The 18,688-nt window shown below is 61.8% G+C and carries 17 protein-coding genes and 1 pseudogene; 5 read left to right on the top strand and 13 right to left on the bottom strand.

Annotated elements, in window-relative coordinates; all coding sequences use genetic code 11:
- Positions 1 to 116 precede the first annotated feature (116 nt).
- Together HMPREF9696_RS05600 and HMPREF9696_RS05595 are read left to right on the top strand one after the other, a co-directional pair.
- Positions 117 to 1,052 (top strand): DMT family transporter, encoded by a 936-nt coding sequence (locus tag HMPREF9696_RS05600; protein WP_040301842.1) that lies wholly within the window; start codon positions 117 to 119, stop codon positions 1,050 to 1,052.
- 150 nt (positions 1,053 to 1,202) lie between these two features.
- A complete protein-coding gene (locus HMPREF9696_RS05595; RefSeq protein WP_245259207.1) occupies positions 1,203 to 3,854 on the top strand; it encodes an autotransporter outer membrane beta-barrel domain-containing protein in 2,652 nt (883 codons plus the stop codon).
- A gap of 66 nt (positions 3,855 to 3,920) precedes the next feature.
- On the opposite strand, the gene HMPREF9696_RS05590 is transcribed toward HMPREF9696_RS05595, so the two are convergent.
- From HMPREF9696_RS05590 to HMPREF9696_RS05580, 3 genes are all read right to left on the bottom strand, one after another.
- Positions 3,921 to 4,349 (bottom strand): BA14K family protein, encoded by a 429-nt coding sequence (locus tag HMPREF9696_RS05590; RefSeq protein WP_002711988.1) that lies wholly within the window; start codon positions 4,347 to 4,349, stop codon positions 3,921 to 3,923.
- Positions 4,350 to 4,511: 162 nt separating this feature from the next.
- Positions 4,512 to 5,129, bottom strand: coding sequence for a BA14K family protein (locus HMPREF9696_RS05585; RefSeq protein WP_002711987.1), 618 nt, complete (start codon positions 5,127 to 5,129; stop codon positions 4,512 to 4,514).
- A gap of 133 nt (positions 5,130 to 5,262) precedes the next feature.
- Positions 5,263 to 6,405: a mechanosensitive ion channel family protein gene (locus tag HMPREF9696_RS05580; RefSeq protein ID WP_002711986.1), complete on the bottom strand. Its 1,143-nt coding sequence runs from the start codon at positions 6,403 to 6,405 to the stop codon at positions 5,263 to 5,265.
- Positions 6,406 to 6,567: 162 nt separating this feature from the next.
- Between HMPREF9696_RS05580 and HMPREF9696_RS05575 the strand changes: the two genes are divergently transcribed.
- Positions 6,568 to 6,978 carry an NADH:ubiquinone oxidoreductase subunit NDUFA12 gene (locus tag HMPREF9696_RS05575; RefSeq protein WP_002711985.1) on the top strand — a complete coding sequence of 137 codons (411 nt, stop codon included), beginning with the start codon at positions 6,568 to 6,570 and terminating at the stop codon, positions 6,976 to 6,978.
- Positions 6,979 to 7,121: 143 nt separating this feature from the next.
- Positions 7,122 to 8,087, top strand: coding sequence for a DUF2155 domain-containing protein (locus HMPREF9696_RS05570; RefSeq protein WP_002711984.1), 966 nt, complete (start codon positions 7,122 to 7,124; stop codon positions 8,085 to 8,087).
- A 12-nt stretch (positions 8,088 to 8,099) separates the two neighbouring features.
- Here HMPREF9696_RS05570 and aat read toward each other — a convergent pair whose 3' ends face one another.
- The 9 genes from aat to HMPREF9696_RS05525 form a co-directional block, all read right to left on the bottom strand.
- Positions 8,100 to 8,774, bottom strand: a complete 675-nt coding sequence (gene aat, locus HMPREF9696_RS05565) for a leucyl/phenylalanyl-tRNA--protein transferase (RefSeq protein WP_002711983.1) — start codon at positions 8,772 to 8,774, stop codon at positions 8,100 to 8,102.
- 37 nt (positions 8,775 to 8,811) lie between these two features.
- Positions 8,812 to 9,900, bottom strand: coding sequence for a sensor histidine kinase (locus HMPREF9696_RS05560; protein ID WP_002711982.1), 1,089 nt, complete (start codon positions 9,898 to 9,900; stop codon positions 8,812 to 8,814).
- Positions 9,897 to 10,337 (bottom strand): response regulator, encoded by a 441-nt coding sequence (locus HMPREF9696_RS05555; protein ID WP_002711981.1) that lies wholly within the window; start codon positions 10,335 to 10,337, stop codon positions 9,897 to 9,899. Before HMPREF9696_RS05555 ends, HMPREF9696_RS05560 begins: the two co-directional genes overlap by 4 nt.
- A complete protein-coding gene (locus HMPREF9696_RS05550; protein ID WP_002711980.1) occupies positions 10,334 to 11,872 on the bottom strand; it encodes a sensor histidine kinase in 1,539 nt (512 codons plus the stop codon). The genes HMPREF9696_RS05555 and HMPREF9696_RS05550 overlap by 4 nt, the downstream gene beginning before the upstream one ends.
- A 148-nt stretch (positions 11,873 to 12,020) precedes the next feature.
- Positions 12,021 to 13,379 (bottom strand): acetyl-CoA carboxylase biotin carboxylase subunit, encoded by a 1,359-nt coding sequence (gene accC, locus HMPREF9696_RS05545; protein ID WP_002711979.1) that lies wholly within the window; start codon positions 13,377 to 13,379, stop codon positions 12,021 to 12,023.
- A gap of 24 nt (positions 13,380 to 13,403) precedes the next feature.
- Positions 13,404 to 13,901, bottom strand: coding sequence for an acetyl-CoA carboxylase biotin carboxyl carrier protein (gene accB / locus HMPREF9696_RS05540; protein ID WP_002711978.1), 498 nt, complete (start codon positions 13,899 to 13,901; stop codon positions 13,404 to 13,406).
- 38 nt (positions 13,902 to 13,939) lie between these two features.
- Positions 13,940 to 14,395 (bottom strand): type II 3-dehydroquinate dehydratase, encoded by a 456-nt coding sequence (gene aroQ / locus HMPREF9696_RS05535; RefSeq protein WP_002711977.1) that lies wholly within the window; start codon positions 14,393 to 14,395, stop codon positions 13,940 to 13,942.
- A gap of 231 nt (positions 14,396 to 14,626) precedes the next feature.
- On the bottom strand, positions 14,627 to 15,391 hold the full coding sequence (locus HMPREF9696_RS05530) for a DsbA family protein (RefSeq protein ID WP_002711976.1): 765 nt from the start codon (positions 15,389 to 15,391) through the stop codon (positions 14,627 to 14,629).
- Between the two features lie 41 nt (positions 15,392 to 15,432).
- Positions 15,433 to 16,857 (bottom strand): M48 family metalloprotease, encoded by a 1,425-nt coding sequence (locus HMPREF9696_RS05525; RefSeq protein WP_002711975.1) that lies wholly within the window; start codon positions 16,855 to 16,857, stop codon positions 15,433 to 15,435.
- 142 nt (positions 16,858 to 16,999) lie between these two features.
- Between HMPREF9696_RS05525 and HMPREF9696_RS05520 the strand changes: the two genes are divergently transcribed.
- A complete protein-coding gene (locus tag HMPREF9696_RS05520; protein WP_002711974.1) occupies positions 17,000 to 18,187 on the top strand; it encodes a pyridoxal phosphate-dependent aminotransferase in 1,188 nt (395 codons plus the stop codon).
- 74 nt (positions 18,188 to 18,261) lie between these two features.
- On the opposite strand, the pseudogene HMPREF9696_RS21895 reads toward HMPREF9696_RS05520, so the two are convergent.
- Positions 18,262 to 18,688 (bottom strand): annotated as a pseudogene (locus tag HMPREF9696_RS21895) (ribonuclease E/G); the annotation flags it as partial.

Raw genomic sequence — 18,688 nt, 5'->3', positions numbered from 1 at the left:
AATCGCGCCTTTGCTATGCGCTCATTCTGCGGTTTTCGGGTGGATTGCGTGACGCGCGCGTGGTCTTTCTCCCCGTCATCCACACGGTGTGGACATACGAGTTGGAAATCGAACCTGTGGATAGCCGTACACCTCAAGATGCCCTGAAGGATCTGCCGTCCGGTGACAGTGCCGCTGCGCAGCGCCGCACCCGCACCATTGGCTATCTGTTGCTGACCGCGACCTCCGTCGGCTGGGGACTGAACTGGCCGGTCACCAAGCATCTGCTGACCGAATTGCCGCCGCTGTCGGTCCGTGGAATCTCGGGCATTGTCGGCGCGGCATTGCTTGCGTTGCTGGCGCTCGTATTCCGCCAGTCGCTGAAGGTGCCGCGTGCGCAATGGCCACGGCTTGTGCTGCTGTCGGGTCTCAACGTCACGGCGTGGATGGCGCTGATGGGTCTTGCGCTGGTCTATCTTCCGGCCAGCGAAGCGGCGGTGATGGCGTATTCGATGCCGGTCTGGGCATCGGTGCTGGCCTGGCCGTTTCTCGGCGAACGCATTTCGGCATTGCGCGTGGTTGCGATGGCGATGGCGATTGCCGGTCTTGTCGCACTGATGGGCGGGGGAGGCATTGCCGCCAGCTACGCCAAGCTGCCGGGCATTCTGCTCGCGCTGGCCGGAGCGTTTCTCTTTGCAGTCGGTACGGTGTTCGGAAAGCGGTGGCCGCTGACGCTGCCGCCGCTGACCTCGGCGGTCTGGCAGATCCTGATCGGCTGTTTGCCGGTGGCAGCCTTGGGGCTTTTGATCGAACAGCCGCACTTTGAAGCGTTGTCATCGCTCGGCTGGACGTTGTTCGCCTATTCCATCGTGATCCAGTTCTGTGTCGCCTATGCGTGCTGGTTCGCAGCGCTTCAGCGGCTCCCGGCTTCGGTCGCGGCGATCGGCACGTTGCTCGTGCCGGTGATCGGCGTGCTGGCGTCCGCCGTAGCGCTAGGCGAGCCGCTGGGAGCCGCAAAGATCGCTGCTCTGGCATTCACGATTGTCGGCGTTATGCTGGCATCGCGCTCCTGAATTGAGTTCTCAATCCGCGCAGAATGGGCCTTTCAAAGGCCCATTCCGCGCCGATGTATCTCAGATGTCACAGCAGTGGAACCTGCCGCCTGATAGGTTCCGTCTGGTTTCCGACAGACAGCCAACGTCTGCGGTTGACGGGGGCGGGGCGTGGCGTCGTTGTGGACACAAGTGGCGTTTTTTTGCGTGCGGAAAGCGCGCGCGCCGCGATTCCTGTTCGCGCTGGCTATCTTCTCCTTCGTCAGTTTCGCTGCGATAACTAACGCACGCGCGCAGTTTGGGTGTGTGGGGGCAATCGGGGCAAGCGACGTCACCTGCACCAATACAGGTACTGAAACGGCAGTGCCGTACATGCTGAATCAAACGGGCGTGTTCAACCTCACGATCAATAGTTCCGGCGTCAGCAACGGTATCACCGCGACAACGGTTGATGGCAATAACCTTGTCAATAACTCGGGCACCGGCAACAGCGGCATCAGCCTGTTCGTTAGCGGCAACGGCAACGCTGTCCTCAACAACTCCGGATCTGCATTCGCTCTTGATTCCACCGCAAGCAATGGCAATTCGACGATCGCGAACAGTGCTCTGATTTTTGCCATCACAAACAATGCCCAGAATGGCAAGGCGCTCACGCAGAACTCGGGTCAGATACTGAACAATATTTCAACGAGTTCTTTGGGCGGCGATGCGACGACGATCAACTCCGGCAATATTCAGAATTTGTTTGGCCCAACCGCCGGCATCGTCACGAGCACTAACCTTGGCGGAAACGCATCCACTATAAATTCGGGCGCCGTTGCCGGAGGCATTCAAACATACACCGATGCGCTCGGTGGCGATGCACTCAGCGTCAATACCAGCACGGGAAACATTACGGGCGGAATAACAACGGCGACCGGCTTTGTTAGCTTCGGTATCGGAAACGCGACGACCATCAACGCGGGGACCGCCGATTTTCTCCAGACGTACACTGTTGTTGGCGGCAACGCCGTTAGCATCAATACCGGTACGCTCATCAACCCAACAGGAAATCCCTATCCATCGTTTTTGGGTCCGGGATATGAATCTGCGATGTTGACTTTTGCGATAGGCACAACGGGTGATGCCATAGCGATCAACCGCGGCACCATCGCTGACAACGCCAACAATCCGAGCATCCTGACCATCTCGGATACCGGCAACGCCAGCACGACCAACTACGGCACGACCGGCGGCATCTATACGATCAGCGGCTACAACGGCGGATCTGGCGACGCTTCGATTGTCAACTACGGCACAGTTACAACGGGCATCGCGGCCATCGCAGCAGGCGACGGCAACGCGAGTGTCTACAACGCCGGCAGTTCCATTGGCGGCGTGACCGCGCAAGCTTACGGTTTTGGCAGTGCGACCGTCACCAACGCAGGGTTGGTTGATGGGCGAAATGCGTCTGGCGGCATTGCGATCTCTCTTTCCCAATTCAGTATCGCCACGCCGACCACGCTCAACATTCTGCCGGGCTCACGAATCTTGGGAATGATCGATCTCAACGGGTCGTCGTTTTTTGCCGGTACCGGCACGCAAATCAACATCCTCGGCGGTCATGACATCTCGTCGGTTCTGACATTCGGGGGAGGCTGCGTTTGCGGCGGCGGTCTTCTGGATACCGGTTCCGTCGTCAATGTCACCGGTGGCGCGCCTTACGTTATCAAGGGGGATACTGTCGCGCTCCTCGATCCGACATCATTCGCCAATGCAGAGCGCAATGTTGTCGATGTTACGCGCACGATCACATCGTTGGTGACGAGCCGTCTGACCAATCCGGCGCCGATCAATGGCAACGGATCGGCGGTGATGGGCTTCGCACCGTCCGGCAATGTCGCACGCGATATGGCCAATGATGTCTTCTCGGGCATTCCGGCGCTGGCTTATGCTAGTAACGACCGCGTGCTGTTGAGCAATCCGAGTTTCACCGCAGCCGATGGCACCAGCATCTGGGCGCAGGGTTTTGGCGGCCAACGCATTCAGCAAGCGAGTGCGCCGACGCTTCGCTCGGTCAATAATTTCTACGGCGGCGTGCTTGGTATCGACAAGACCGTGCAGCCGGGCCTGCGTCTCGGCGGGTTCATCGGTGGCGGTGCGATCAAGTCGTCCATCGATCTGAACTCAGGCAGCACATCGAGCGACATCGGATTCGGCGGTGTCTACGGCCGCTACGCCATGGGCCGTGCGTTCTTGGATTTCTCCCTGCTCGGCGGATACAGCAGCAACGATGTGAAGCGGACGCTCACCAACAACCTCGCTCCAGGCGGCTATGAATACGCCAGCGGCAAATACGATGGCTGGTTCGTCAGTCCCGAAGTTGCCTACGGCTTTCAACGGGCGCTCGGTTATAACCTGACCCTGACGCCATCGGCGCGCGTGCGTTATCTCGCGGCTGGTTTCGGCGGATATCAGGAGAGCGGCTCGTCGGCGAACCTCACGGTCGCCTCGCGCGTCTCGCACAACTTCGAGGAGCGCGGTGAGCTCAAGCTGACCCACACAACACAGGCGACGCCCTCGGAGCAACTTCAGGTGAGCGGCACTGTCGGCCTGGTGGCTTTGCAGCGCGCCAGCGACAGCAACGTCAACACCGTTCTGCTCGGACAAAGCCTTGCCTTCGCGACGCCTGGCCGCGGAAGTATCGTCGGGTTCTATGCTGGTGCAGGCTTCGACTGGCGCAACGCTTCCGGCGTCTCCGTTTTTGGCGCGACCGAGTTCACCGCGATGTCGGACCAGAGCCAGACCATCACAGGCCGAGGTGGCGTAAAAGTCGCGTTCTGAAGCTCCAAAGAAAAACGGCGGCGCATCCGCATGCACCGCCGTCTCGAAAATTGAACCTCTCCGGCTTTATGGGCAGGGATAGCGGTTGCCGTCGTAATTCAGATAGGTGCCCGACGCCGGATCATAGGACCGGTACCGCTGCATGCAGTACGCAACGGCGTCACCGCCGTAAACCGGAGCCGGTCTGGCATAATAAACTGGAGGTGGAGGAGCGTAGTAACCCGGGCCGTAGTAGTAGGGGCTCGAGCCCGCAGCGATTGCGCCGCCGATCAGCGCACCGGCGGCGAGGCCGATGCCGAGACCCGCAGCGCCACCGCCACGATAGTATCCGCGCCGCCGCCATTGCACCTCGGTCACGAGCGAATTGTTCGTGCTGGCGTGAGCCGCAACGACAGCCTGGCTCGCCAGCGGAGCGGCTTGACTTGACGAGACCATCGCCATCGGAAGCGCCAGTGCAATTGCCGCGGCCGCAAATCCATTCTTCAAGGTGATCATGATTTCCTCATTGAAGCCCGCATCAATACTTCTGCATCAGCCGCCGCGCGGAATGCGCGATGGCCGTCCAGAGAACGATAATGTTCGTGTGGATTCAGGCGTTTCCGGGGCGGTTCCACACCCGGAACACGCCCCGGAAGGTGTCAGATTGCCCGCAGCGGATCACGGGCAGGGATGGCGCTGGCCGTCATAACCCAGATAGGTGCCTGACGCGGGGTCGTAAGACTTGTAGCGCTGAGAGCAATAGGCCACGTCGCTGTCGGAAACAGGAGCGGCAGCATAGTCATCCCCGTAAACATAGGCGTCAGGCGAGTAGGCATAGGTGTCGTAGTAGTACGGATCGCTATAGTAGTAGGACGAACCGAGCGCGCCGAGCGCAAGGCCCGCTCCGAAACCATAGCCGGGCCCGCGCCAGTGGCGGCCACGCCAATGCCGGTGGCCATTCCACCCGCGATTGAGCTGGGCGACCGGACGGCCCCCACCGAGTTGCGCGACAGGACGCCCGGCGAAAGCGGGGCGTGACGCAAGGGCACCCGCTGCAGCGCCGCCAATAGCCGCGCGTCCGGCAAAACCGCCCATGCGATGGCCGCCGCCAAAGCTCGGGCGTGCAGCAAAGCCTCCGCCACGGAATCCTCCGCCACCGCCACCGCGGAAAGCTGCACCTCCGCCACCGCCGCCGCGCGAGAAGCCCCCGCCGGGACGGGCATCTGCGACCGATGAAGCGAGCGCAGGAACAACTGCGAGAAGGGCAGCCGCGCCAAGAACCTTGAGATTGATCATGTGTCTGAACTCCGGATGGACTTCATCAAACAACGGAAGAAAAAACGGGATGTTCCGTGCTTTCCAAAGTTTCACATTGGAGGCTCGCACAAGCTAACCCAATGCAGCATGAATGGATTGCGTCCAAACAGTGTCATCGCGACACGGAATGGTGATCGGGGACCATGGATGGCGTGTCGCCGTGACGATGCTGTCCGAATGCGACGACTTCCTGCCGGGTACGCGGCAGCGCATCCGGATATTCCTCCTGCAGATGCGCGATCAGCTTCTCGCGCACCTCGCAGCGCAGATCCCAGGCGGCCGGAGCGCTTCGTGCGCTGAGGAGCGCGCGCAGTTCAACGGTGCGGTCCTTGGCATCGCTGACCTGAAGCACAACCACGCGGCCGTCCCAGAGCGGCGAGGCACGCGCGATCTCCATCAGCTTCTCGCGCAGCTTTTCCACCGGCACGGTGTAATCGACATAGAGAAACACCGAGCCGATCAGCGCTGATGTTTCCCGCGTCCAGTTTTGGAATGGCTTCTCGATGAAGTAACTCAGAGGAACCACCATGCGCCGCCAGTCCCACAACTTGATGACGACATAGGTGGTCGTGATTTCCTCGATGGTGCCGTACTCACCTTCCAGAAAAACCACATCATCGAGCCGGATCGGCTGCGCGACGGCGATCTGCACGCCGGCGATCAGATTTGAAAGCAGGGGGCGCGCGGCCAGACCGATAGCCAGACCGGCGACGCCGGCCGACGCGAACAGGCTGACGCCATATTGCCGGACCTGCTCGAAGCTCATCAGCGCGGTGGCGACCGTCATGATCACGATCAGCGTATCGGCCGCGCGCTTGAGAATACCCACCTGGGTCACATGCTTGCGCGCCAGCAGGTTGTCCTCGGCGTCGAGACTGAAGCGCCGCAGATAGATCTGCGATCCGATCTGAACGGCGATGAGCGCGGTCCAGCCGAGCAACGCAATGAACGCCACGTTGAGGATGTTGTCGAATACGGCTGCGGCCGCTTCGTCAATCGGCGCGACGCCGATGACGAATTTAAGCATCAGCACGATCAGGGCCAGCCGGAGCGGACCCTTGCTGCGAGTCAGCAGCGAGCGGGTCTTGGGATGGCGAACACCGAGCGTGCTGCGCATCGTATGCACGATCAGCGCATTGGCGATCAGCGCGACAACAATGCCACCGGCGACGAGCGCCAATGTCGCCAGCCAGCCGGGCAAACGCAGGATTGTATGCAGAATGTCTGCATAGCTGTATTTGACGGTCTCAAGCATCGCGGAAAATCCGGTGGAACTGTGCGCGGACGGGATCAACGCACAGGCACCATGGAGGTTCATGCATCGCACCAAGTTGCTGTTGGCGCTGGACAATCGGGCCGCACAGTGGCATCAAAAAGCCCTCCTGCGGCCCCTTTGCCCAAGTTCGGATTCGCGCCCATGAAGCTGTTTTTCCTGCGCTTTTTTACGTGGTGGAACGGAACGACGTTCGGCACGCAGCTTTGGACCCGCCGGTTTGGCGAAGTGGTCGGGCAGGACGAGAGCGGAAACACCTACTACCGGACACGCGGCGGCAAGATCGACCCGACGCTGGGTTTCGAGCGCCGCTGGGTTGTCTACAACGGTTATGCGGAAGCGACGCGGGTGCCGCCCGCCTGGCACGGCTGGCTGCATCACACGGTCGATACGCCGCCGACCGAGATCGACTACAAGCCGCGCGAGTGGGAAAAGCCGCACCGTCCGAACATGACCGGCACGCCCGCAGCCTATCGCCCGTCAGGCTCGACGCTTGCCAGCGGTCGGCGTCCCAAGGCGACCGGCGACTATCAGGCCTGGACTCCCGGACAGTAATCGCGCCACGGCGACGGCAAGGGCGCGCCCTTTCCCCGCCGTATTCGGCGTGTTAACCCACAGATGCGCGACGCTCATTGTCTGTAAAATAACGCGCAGCCGATTCGGTTGAATCGCAGGTAAGGCCGGATCATTTTGAGATCATGAACGTGATCGTTCCGACAGGTGTGGAGCACGAGGGTGTCCGGAAGCTGCTTCGCACGTCATCGCATCGTGCTCCCGTGACGCCGCAACCGATGCTCCGGATCGCCGCCGCCAGTTTTTGTGCAGCCCTGATCGCGACATCGCTGATCGCGCTTGCGACTCCGGTGAATGCGCAGATCGGCAACATCTTCTCCGACCGGCCGCGTCCGCCTGCGAATATCCAGCGCGGCGAGCCGATGCAGGAGCCGGAGGAAGAAGAAGTGCCGGACCTGCCGCCGCAGGGTCGTATCCTTCCGACGCCAAACCGCCAGTTGCCGCCGGGGCAGGGAGCGCCGCCGCCCGGCAATGTCCAGAGCCAGCCGCTGCCGCCTCCGCCTGGATCGGCGCAGCCTGCGCCGAATGCCGCCACCGCAAATCCGCTTCCCGGCTTGCCGCCCGGTCAGAAGCAGCCGCGCGGGGCGCCTCCGTCGCCGGCGACCCTGCAGCCCGGCGACGAGGTGGTGACCGAGCCGCCGTCACAGAAGATCGTCAACAAGCAGGCGGTTTTCGCAGGTCTCGACAAGATCACCGGACGTATCATCAAGTTCGATGCCGAAATGGGTGAGACCGTTCAGTTCGGCGCGCTGCGGATCAAGCCGCAGGCATGTTACACCCGGCCGACGACTGAAGCTGCCAACACCGATGCGTTCGTCGAGGTCGACGAGATCACCTTGCAGGGTGAAGTGAAACGGATTTTCTCCGGCTGGATGTTCGCAGCCAGCCCCGGCCTGCACGGCGTCGAGCATCCGATCTATGACATCTGGCTGACCGACTGCAAGGGACCGTCTTCGACCGTTGCACAACAGGAAAAGCCGAAAGCAGCGCCGCCTCCGCCTCCGCCGCCACAACAGCCAAAGCGTCCGGCGCGGCCGCCGGCACAGCGGCCCTTGCCGCCGCCGAATCCGTTTCCGCCTTTCCAGCGCTAGCTGACCTGATAGCTAGGCCTGCTTCAGGCAGGCCAGTGCCTCCGCGCCGGATACCGGCCTTTCCGCCGGGAGGGCGAAGAAGTCGCCGTCTCCGGTCACCGCCTCATCCAGCATGGTCCGATAACGCCGCCGCGAGACCTCAACCGCGCCGAAGGTGCGCAGATGGTCGGTCACAAACTGCGTATCCAGCAGCACAAAGCGGCCCGCGATCAGGCGCGCCACGAGATGAACGAGGGCGACTTTCGAGGCGTCGCGCTCGGTGTGAAACATGCTCTCGCCGAAAAAGGCGCGGCCAAGACTTACGCCATAGAGCCCACCGACGAGTTGATCGCCGTGCCACGCCTCGACGCTGTGGCAATGACCGATCTGGTGCAGGGCCGTGTAGAGGTCGCGGATACGGCCGTTGATCCATGTTTCGTCGCGGCCGGGCTGTGGCGCGGCACAGCCGGCAAGAGTTTGCTTGAAGGCCGAATTGACGGTCACCCGGAAACTGTCGGCGCGGACAGTTCGTGCAAGGCGCGATGAGACGCGAAACCCGTCCAGAGGAATGATGCCGCGCTGCTCAGGCTCGACCCAGAAGATGGTCGGATCGTCCGCGCTCTCCGACATCGGAAAAATGCCGCAGGCATAGGCACGCAGCAGGACACTGGGGGTGATCTCGGACGATGCGGCGTCGCGCGAACTCATGCGCAATCATAGCAAACCGCGATGGCTTCCGCGACCGTCAAGCGGCTCCGGCGGGTTGCCTTGCCGAAGTTCCGATCGCCTGTTTCAGCCGCAGGACAACGCGCGTGCCGCTATGCGATGGATCGCGCTCGGCTTTGGTTTCCAGCTTGGTCGCCATCGCGCTCACGATGCGCTGGCCCATGCCGGTGGATTGCGGGTTTTGCTTGACCTGCAAGCCGACGCCGTCGTCGGAAATCGACAGTTCAAGACCGTCTGCGCATGACCGCAGATCGACATGAATCGGGCCGGCGCCATCCGGATAGGCGTACTTGACGGCATTCATCACCAGCTCGTTGACGATGATGCCGATCGCGACCGCGCGATCCGGATCAATTTCAACGGGTTCCGCGGTCAGCGTCAGGCGCGACATCCGGTTGCCTTCCGCGGAGCGGCGCAGATCTTCCAGCAGCGCTTCGAGATACTGATTGAGCATGACCGTCTTGAGGTCCTGCGATGTATAGAGCCGGCGATGCACCTGCGCGACAGCCGCGACCCGGCCCATGGCGTTGGTGAGCGCTGCTTTCACATCTTCGTCCGTGCTCGAACTCGCCTGCAGATGCAGCAGCGATGCGATGATCTGCAAGCTGTTGCCGACGCGGTGATTGACCTCGCGCAGCAGGACCTCGCGTTCCGCAGCCAGCGCGGCGTAGCGGTCGCGGGATGCGTGGACTTCCGCCTCGGCGTCGTCGCGGGCCTTGCGCACCAGCGCCTGCTCGATCGCGCCCTTGGCGGCGACGTCGAGCAGGGCCAGAAATTCACCCTGCGTATCCTTGACCAGATAATCCGCGGAGCCCGCCTTCAGTGCGGTGACGGCAATCTTGCTATCCTGCGAGGCGGTGACGAAAATCACCGGCGGCGCATCCGGAATTTTCTGGATCTCGGCGAGCGTTTCCAATCCATCGAGACCGGGCATATGCTGGTCGAGCGCCACGACATCGACGCCACCCTGCTTGATACGCGCCAGACCACTCGCCCCGTCGGGCGCATGTTCCACGGCGAATCCCTGCCGCTTCAATCCGCGCTCGACCAGCCGCGCAAGATCGGCATCGTCGTCAATGTACAGAAGAAGGGGCGTTGCGGGTTTCATGGCTTGATCGGGGGGACCTTGATGACCGAAAAGAACAGACCGAGCTGCCTGATGGCGTTGGCGAAATTCTCGTAGTTGACCGGCTTGGTGATGTAGACGTTGCAGCCAAGCTCGTAGCAGCGCTTTATTTCCTGTTCGTCATCGGTGGTCGTGAGCACGACGACGGGCGTCGCCTTGATATGACTGTTCTCCTTGATCCGTTTCAAAATATCGATGCCGGTCATATCGGGGAGATTGAGGTCGAGCAGGATGAGCAGCGCCTGATCCTTGTGATCGGCGCCCGATCCGTCCGATCCGAACAGATACTTGATCGCGTCCGTCCCGTTGGTGAACGGCACGATCTCGTTGTTGACGCCCGAGCGGCGGATGTTGCGCTCGATCAATCGGGCATGACCTTCGTCATCCTCGATCATAACGATTTTAACCGGCAGGCTCATATTTGCTTTCCTTGAATTCCGTAATTCCATCGTGCGGGCAGGGTGACTGTAAAGGTACTGCCCTTGTTCAGTTCTGAGGAGACGCTGATCGTGCCGCCCATGCGCCGGACCAATGTTCGCACATGGGCAAGCCCGATGCCTTGGCCCTGACGATCCTGCAGGCCGGCACGGCGAAACAGATCAAAGATCCGGGAATGATCTTTCGGATCAATGCCGCGGCCGTTGTCGGCGAAATCGAAGACCAGGAAGCCCAGCTTGCTTCTGCCGCGGACGACGATCTCTCCCGGCACGCCGGGCTTGAGATACTTGAGGGCATTATCAACGAGATTGGAGAAGATTTGTTCCAGCGCGAGGCGGTCGCTCTGGATATCCGGAAGGTGCTCAAGACGGATTTCCGCATTGGCTTCAGAGGCTTGATGGGCCATCGACGAGATGATGTTCTCGAGCAGTTCTCGCGTGTTGATGTGGACGGGATTGAAGTCGCGACGTCCTTCGCGGGTCAGGTTGAGAATGGCGGAGATCAGCCGGTCCATCTTGCCGATCGACGATTTGATGAAGCCCAGCGCTTCGGAAAAATCCTGCGAGAGCTGCTTGTCTTCGGCCTGAAGCTCCGGCGCCTCGGCCGGATCTGCATCGCCGATCGGATCGGGGACTGCGGGCATTGCTGCGGCAGCTTTGCTGTACCTGGCGATGCGCGTGAAGATATCGGTGCGCAACTCCTCCAGTTCGCTGGTGAAGCCCATGATGTTGACCAGCGGCGAGCGCAGGTCGTGGCTGACAATGTAGGCGAAGCGCTGGATTTCCTCGTTGGCCTCGCGCAGATCCGCGGTTCGCGTTTCGACCGTGGCCTCGAGATTGAGATTGGAATCGCGTAGCTTTTGTTCGGCTTCGTCGCGCGCGCGCGTCGACCTGCGCAGCAGAAACAGCGATGCGCCTGCGAGCAATAGTACGAGTCCCGAACCCGCTGCGGTCACGACCGCTGCAAGGGTCTGACTTTGATCCGCTGCCAGCGAACGCATCCGGAAGAGTCGCTCTTCCTCCATGCGCATTGCGGTGCCGATTTGTCCGATCTGCTGGACTGCCGCGCCGCTGCCATTGCGCAACATATCGACGCCACCCTCAAGATCCCTGCGCTTGACGAACTCAACAGCCTTCTCGAATTCTTCGAGGCGCACATTGATGGCTTCGCGCAACTGCTTGCTGTTTTCCACCTGGACCGGACTGTCCATCGTCAGTGCGGCGAGCTTGTCGATGCCGGACGGAATGCGGCGGATCGCCTCTTCGTGCTCGGTCAGGAATTTGTCCTGCGTGGTGAGCAGATAACCGCGCACAGCGCTTTCGGCCCGGCGGATGTCGAGCAGCACCGTTGAGATCTGGTTTTCGACCTCGATGGTGTGAACCACCCAGCGGTTGTCGTCGCGGGCCTTGTTGACCAGCGCGATGGAAATGACGCTGATGGCGACCAGCACAAAAAACCCTGCTGACAGCAGGGCGATTTGCCAGAGCGTGCGTTTGCGGGCTGCTTCCCGGGTCACGTTCGCCCTGTGAACGGTTGGTGTGTCCAAAAGTGCTTGAAAATCAAATTCGTACCCCTGAAACCGATACCTAGCTCAGGTTCGGGGTAACGCGCAAATGGCATAATGGGTTCCACAAAAGGAACCCATATATTTCAGACAGTTATGGTTAGGAAGACGTCTTGGCGTCCCCGGCCGCGAGATAATGCTCCAGCCAGTGGATGTGATAGTCGCCGTCGATGATGCTGGGCTCGCGGACCAGCCCGCGGAACAGCGGCAGGGTCGTCTCGACACCGTCCACCACCATTTCGTCCAGCGCACGGCGCAGCCGCATCAGGCACTCGCCGCGGGTCTTGCCGTGGACGATGAGCTTGCCCACCAGCGAGTCGTAATAGGGCGGAATGACGTAGCCCTGATACACGGCAGAATCTATCCGCACACCAAGGCCGCCGGGCGGATGGTATTGCAGGATCTTGCCCGGCGATGGACGGAAGGACACCGGGTTCTCGGCGTTCACACGGCACTCGATGGCATGGCCGTTGATAACGATATCTTCCTGCGCGCAGGGCAGGTCGCCACCGGCCGCGACGCGGATCTGCTCGATGACGAGGTCGATGCCGGTGATCATCTCGGTCACCGGATGCTCGACCTGGATGCGGGTGTTCATTTCGATGAAATAGAACTCGCCGTCCTCGTAGAGGAATTCGATGGTGCCGACGCCGAGATACTGCATCTCGCGCATCGCCTTGGCGCAGGTCTCGCCGATCTTGGCACGCGCGGCGGCGTTCAGGATTGGGGAGGGGCCTTCTTCCCACACCTTCTGGTGCCGGCGCTGCAGCGAACAATCGCGTTCGCCGAGATGGATGGCGCCACCGCGTCCGTCGCCGAGAATCTGGATCTCGATGTGGCGCGGCTTGGTCAGATACTTTTCAAGATAGACCGAGCCGTCGCCGAATGCGGCCTTGGCCTCGTTGCTCGCAGTCGAGAGCGCAAGCTGAAGATCGGCTTCGGTCTGCGCGACCTTCATGCCGCGTCCGCCGCCACCGGCGGCTGCCTTCACCAGAACCGGAAAGCCGATCTTTTTGGCGATCGCCATGGCGTCGTCGCCGGGACCGATGCCACCGTCCGAACCAGGGACCACCGGAATGCCGAGGCGCTTGGCGGTCTTCTTGGCTTCGATCTTGTCGCCCATCAGGCGGATGTGCTCGGCCTTCGGGCCGATGAAATGCAGGTTGTGGTCGGCGAGGATTTCAGCGAAGCGGGCGTTTTCCGACAGGAAGCCGTAGCCCGGATGCACCGCATCCGCGCCGGTGATTTCGCACGCAGCCAGCAGCGCGGGCACGTTTAGATAACTGTCCTTCGCGGGCGGCGGCCCGATGCAGACGCTCTCGTCAGCGAGACGGACATGCATGGCATTGGCGTCGGCGGTGGAATGCACCGCGACGGTCGCAATGCCGAGCTCCTTGCAGGCGCGCAGCACGCGCAAGGCAATCTCGCCGCGATTGGCAATCAGGATCTTGTCGAACATCGCAGCGCCTGACGTTAGGAACGATTATTCAATGATAACGAGCGGTTCGCCGAACTCGACCGGCTGGCCGTCTTCGACAAGGATTTGCGTGACCGTGCCCGCGCGTGTCGAGGGAATCTGGTTCATCGTCTTCATCGCTTCGATGATGATCAGCGTGTCACCGACCTTGACCTTGCTGCCGACGTCGATGAACGGTTTGGCGCCGGGTTCGGAGGCGAGATAGGCGGTGCCCACCATCGGCGAAGGCACCATGCCGGGATGCTTGGAGGCATCGGTTGCTGCTGTGGCGGTGGCCACGGGCGCTGCAGCCGGTGCAGCCATCGCCGGCGCGGGCTGATAGGCCACCGGCGCAGCGGCGGTGACGCTGATGTTGCGCGCGACCCGCAGGCGCAATCCCGCGCGCTCGATCTCGATTTCGGTCAGGTTGGTTTCATCCAGCAGCATCGCCAGATCGCGAATGAGCTCGCGCTCGTCGGCTGGCTTGTCTTTCGGAGCAGATGGTTCTTTCGGCGAGGAGGCCATGTGAAATCCGGGTCTTTCTTGACTGATAAGAGAGGCGCTCAGGCTTTTGCCGTCGCGCCGATCTTCGCGGCGAGGCCGCTAATGGCAAGGCGATAGCCGTCGATACCGAAGCCGCACAGCGTTGCCACGGCAGCGGATGCGACAAAGGAGTGATGACGAAACGGCTCACGGGCGAAAATGTTCGAGACGTGAACCTCGATCGTCGGAAGTTTGACCGCGATCACCGCGTCGTGGAGCGCAATCGAGGTGTGCGAGTAGCCGCCCGCGTTGATGATGATGCCGGCGGCTTTCTTGGCCCCTGCCTCGTGCACGAAGTCGATCAGTTCGCCCTCGCGGTTGGACTGGCGGCAATCGGCCTTCAGGCCGTAGTGAGCCGCAGTGTCATGGCAGAGCTTCTCAACATCGGCGAGCGTGTGATGGCCATAAGTCTGCGGCTCGCGGGTGCCGAGCAGATTGAGGTTCGGCCCGTTGAGCACGTAGATCGTGTTTGCCATCCGAAAACTAACCTGATTGTCGTGGTCCGCTGGCGAGTATCAGCGATGTGTGGGCGCGCGGCTTCGGGCGGTTTATAGGCAACCTGAGGCCGGGAGGGAAGCCTGATCGGCTTCTCCGTCCCCCGCCAAATGCCTCTGAAATCAGATCAAAAACCTGATAAAGGCAATTGAAATCAATAACTAAGCCCGATAGCGGACCCGCTCCGGAGTTGTCCCGGGCCGTCAGGCGGACTAACAGGTCGCCTTTCCGCAACGAGCCTCGGAAATCTTCTTGGCGAGACCCGCCGCGCCGACCGCGCCGACCACGACGTCCTTGCCGATCACATAGCTCGGGGTGCCGTTGAGGCCCATTTCTTCGGCGAGCTTGAAGTTCTCGTTGAGGGTGGCGTTGACCTCGGGGCTCGCCATGTCCTTTTCGAGCCGGGCCATGTCCAGACCAGCCTCCTTGGCGGCGGCCATCGCGCGTGCCTTGTCGGCCTGTCCGCGGCCACTCAGCAGCTTCTGATGGAAGTCGAGATACTTCTTGCCGCTCGGATCCTGCATGCGGACCGCGACCGCGACCTGCGCGGCCTCAACCGAACTCGGGCCGAGCACCGGGAATTCCTTCAGCACGACACGCAGCTTGGAGTCCGATTTCATCAGCGACAGCATATCGGCCATCGCGTGCTTGCAGTAGCCGCAGTTGTAATCGAAGAACTCGACGAAGTTCACATCGCCATCGCGGTTGCCGATCACGACACCGCGTGGCGAGTTGAAAATGACCTCCGCGTTCTTCTGGACTGCGGCGCGATGTTTCTCCGCTTCCGCAGCAGCCTGCCGCTTCTGCAGTTCCGCTGACATTTCCTCGAGCAATTCAGGATTGGCGACGAGGTAATCCTTGATGATCTTCTGAAGCTCGCTCTTCTGCGCATCGTTGAACGACTGCGCATGCGAAACGGCAGGCATGCCCAGCACCAGCGCGAAGGCGAGGGGAGCAAAAGTGCGGAGCGAAATCATGGATGTTCCTTCGGAGCTGCTGGCCGGGGCTGTGCCGGGTTTCAATTCTTTATCGGTTTCGTATTAACAATGTCGTCGGCCTTGACCCAGCCGGGGGTGCCGATGGCAAATCTCGTCTTCGCGCGCGAGGCGAGATCGCGCGCTGTTTTCTGGTCGCCGCGCAGGAACGCCGCCTGGGCCGATGCCAGATCGGCCTCCGCATAGTCGCCCTTGCGGCCATAGGCCATCGCGAGCTGGGTGTATCCAAGCGCGGCTTCCGGTTCGCGGCTCAGGGCCGCACGGAGAATCTTGATGGCTTCTTCGGCATAGGCCTTATTTTCGGATGCCACGTAAGCCTGGCCAAGTAACATCTCGATGAGCGGCGCGTTCTGCGACAGTTGCACCGCCTTGCGCAGCGGCGCGATGGCCTCATTGGGCTTGCCTCCTTCGAGATAGGCCTGTCCCTTCAATTCCTGGAAATAGGGATTGTTAGGCTGCACGGCGATCAGCGCATCAATCTGGGCCATAGCGTTGCGCAGATCGCCGTGACGATAGGCGGCGATGGCGCGGGCATAGCGCGCGGGCAGGCTGGTGTTCGAGGGTGGATAGCGGCGGAGCACGGTGTCCGCGCGCTCCATGAAGCCCGAAACCTTCGCGCGCATCATGTCGTGACGAAGCTGCAGCGCCGGATCATCCTTCTTGTTCCAGTAGGGGCTCGATTTGGCCAGCTCTTCCAGAGCGCGGACACGCTCGGCCGGCATCGGATGGGACATGTTGTACGGATCGGCGCCGGCTGCGGCATAGAGGCTCTGCTCGGAGAAGCGCTTGAAGGTTTCGTACATGCCGCGCGCCGACTGGCCGGTGGCATTGAGAAACTTCACGGCAGCCTTGTCGGCGTTTTCTTCCTGCTGACGCTGATAGGACAGCATGGTGCGCATGATCGCGGCCTGCGGCGCGGCCACCGCTGCCGCTCCGGCGCTTCCGGCGCCTGCGCGCGCGCCGGCAACCGCCGCACCGAGCCCGAGCAGCATCGCGATGATCAACTGGGTTTGGGCGCGGGAGACCTGTTCGCGCAGTTTCGAGAGATGGCCGCCGGCCAGATGCCCGGTTTCGTGGGCAAGCACGCCGATGATCTGGTTTGGTGTTTCTGACTCGCGCAGCGCGCCGTAGTTCACGAAAATCCGGCGGCCGTCGGCGACGAAAGCGTTGAAGGTCGGATCGTTGATGATGACGACCTGGATGTTCTGCTTCTCGAGACCGGCGGCGCGCAGGATCGGCCGGGTGTAATCGCGCAGCAGTTGTTCTGTTTCGGCATCGCGCAACAGGGGAGGACCGCCCTGTTGGGCATGGACCGGCCACGAGCCGGCAAGCAGCGCTGCTGCGGTCACAACGGCCGTTGCGCGCCGTGCAAGCGACAGGCCGCGATGCTGTCCGCGAGTCCGGATCGCCGGGCTTTGATCTGGCATGGTCAAGAGGGCTTCGGTCATGGCTTGGTCAGCGAGCTTGGCGATGGAGCAGCGGCCTGTAGAGTGCTAAAACCACGATCTAACAAGACGCCGAATGCGGCAGTAGAACGGCACGGGGCGGCGTGTTCTTCGCATGCCCCTGTTCCCGGGAATAGCAGATTTCATGCTTGATGTGAGAGATAAGGCAAAGAGCCTCTTGACGCCCTCCAGCCGGGGCAATGTTCCGCCCTTCATGGTGATGGACGTGATGGCTGCCGCCGCCAGAATCGAAGCGGAGGGCGGTCATGTGATCCACATGGAGGTGGGACAGCCTGCCGCACCGGCGCCGCAGACCGCCATTGCCGCCGCCCGGCGGGCGCTCGATATCGGCAAGATCGACTATACCGCCGCGATCGGTATTCCGTCGTTGCGCAAGCGGATTTCGCGCCACTACCTTGAAACCTACGGACAGGAGGTCGATCCGTCCCGCATCGTGATCACCACCGGATCGTCCGGGGCGTTCGTGCTTGCATTTCTTTCGGCCTTCGAGCCGGGCGACAGGGTGGCGATCACCTCACCGGGTTATCCGCCATATCGTCACATCCTGCGCGCGCTCGGCTGCGAGCCGGTCCTGATCGAAACCACCAGTGCGACACGTCATGCGCTGACCGGCGAGATGCTGCTCGAGGCTCACCGCAAGACGCCGCTGAAGGGTGTTCTGGTGGCGAGCCCCGCCAACCCCACCGGCACGATGATGACGCGCGAGGCGATGGCCGATCTGATGGCTGCAGCCGACAGCGCAGGCATCCGCTTTATTTCGGACGAGATTTATCACGGTCTCGACTACGCGTTCCCCGCGGTGACGGCGGCGCAGCTTTCGTCTGAAGCGATCATCATCAATTCGTTTTCAAAGTACTTCTGCATGACCGGCTGGCGCGTCGGCTGGATTGTCGTGCCGGAGCAACTGGTGCGGTCCGTCGAGACGCTGCAGCAGAACCTGTCGATCTCGGTGCCGACGCTGTCGCAGATCGCGGCGGAGGCCGCGTTCGACGGCTGCGCCGAGATGGACGTGATCAAGCACGGCTATGTGGAGAACCGGCGGATCCTGATCGAAGGCCTTCCGAAGGGCGGGCTGACGGAATTCCTGCCTGTGGACGGCGCGTTCTATCTTTACGCGGATGTCTCGAAGTTCAATTCCGACAGTTTTGAATTCGCCAAGACGATGTTGCAGCAGGCGCATGTCGCCGCGACGCCGGGCGTGGACTTCGATCCGTTTCACGGAAAATCATTCGTGCGGTTCTCGTATTCGCGCTCGACGCAGGATATCACCGAAGCGGTGGCGCGGATTACCCGCTGGCTCGCCAAAGGCTGATTTCAACACGCATTCGCCATACGAAAACGCCCGCTGTGAAGCGGGCGTTTTGTTTCAAATGTCGGTTCGCAAAACTACTCGCCTCGGCGCGACCACCAGCCCGCACGGCGCGGCGCGGCCGGTTCGCTGGGCTGTTCGGAGGGCGCGGGCTCGTTCGACGCGACCGGCGTTTCGACTGGCGCCGCAGCGGGCTCTGGCTTGGGTGCCTCTCCAAAGAAGAAGCTGACCTTTTCGCGCACGGTCGAACGCTTGCGGGGCGCGCCTTCCGTGTCGTCGGGGCTTGCTGTGTTCTGCGCAACCGGCTCTGTTTCCCGAGGAGCCGGAGCAGGCGCGTCCATGTGAACGGGCTCCGCAGGCGCGGACAGATCAGCCACCGCCTCGGTCGACTCGGATTCCACCGGCGTATCGAGGTCGTCGGCGATCGTCGCAACGATCCCTTCGCCCGGCTCCGCGGCTTCGTTTAAGCCTGCTTCGCCACCGCCACGGCGGCGACGGCCTCCA

This window comes from Afipia clevelandensis ATCC 49720 (assembly GCF_000336555.1).
GTDB classification, from domain to species: Bacteria; Pseudomonadota; Alphaproteobacteria; order Rhizobiales; family Xanthobacteraceae; genus Afipia; species Afipia clevelandensis.
The sequence above is the reverse complement of the archived record's forward strand: the minus strand, read 5'-3'. Positions and strand labels throughout refer to the sequence as shown.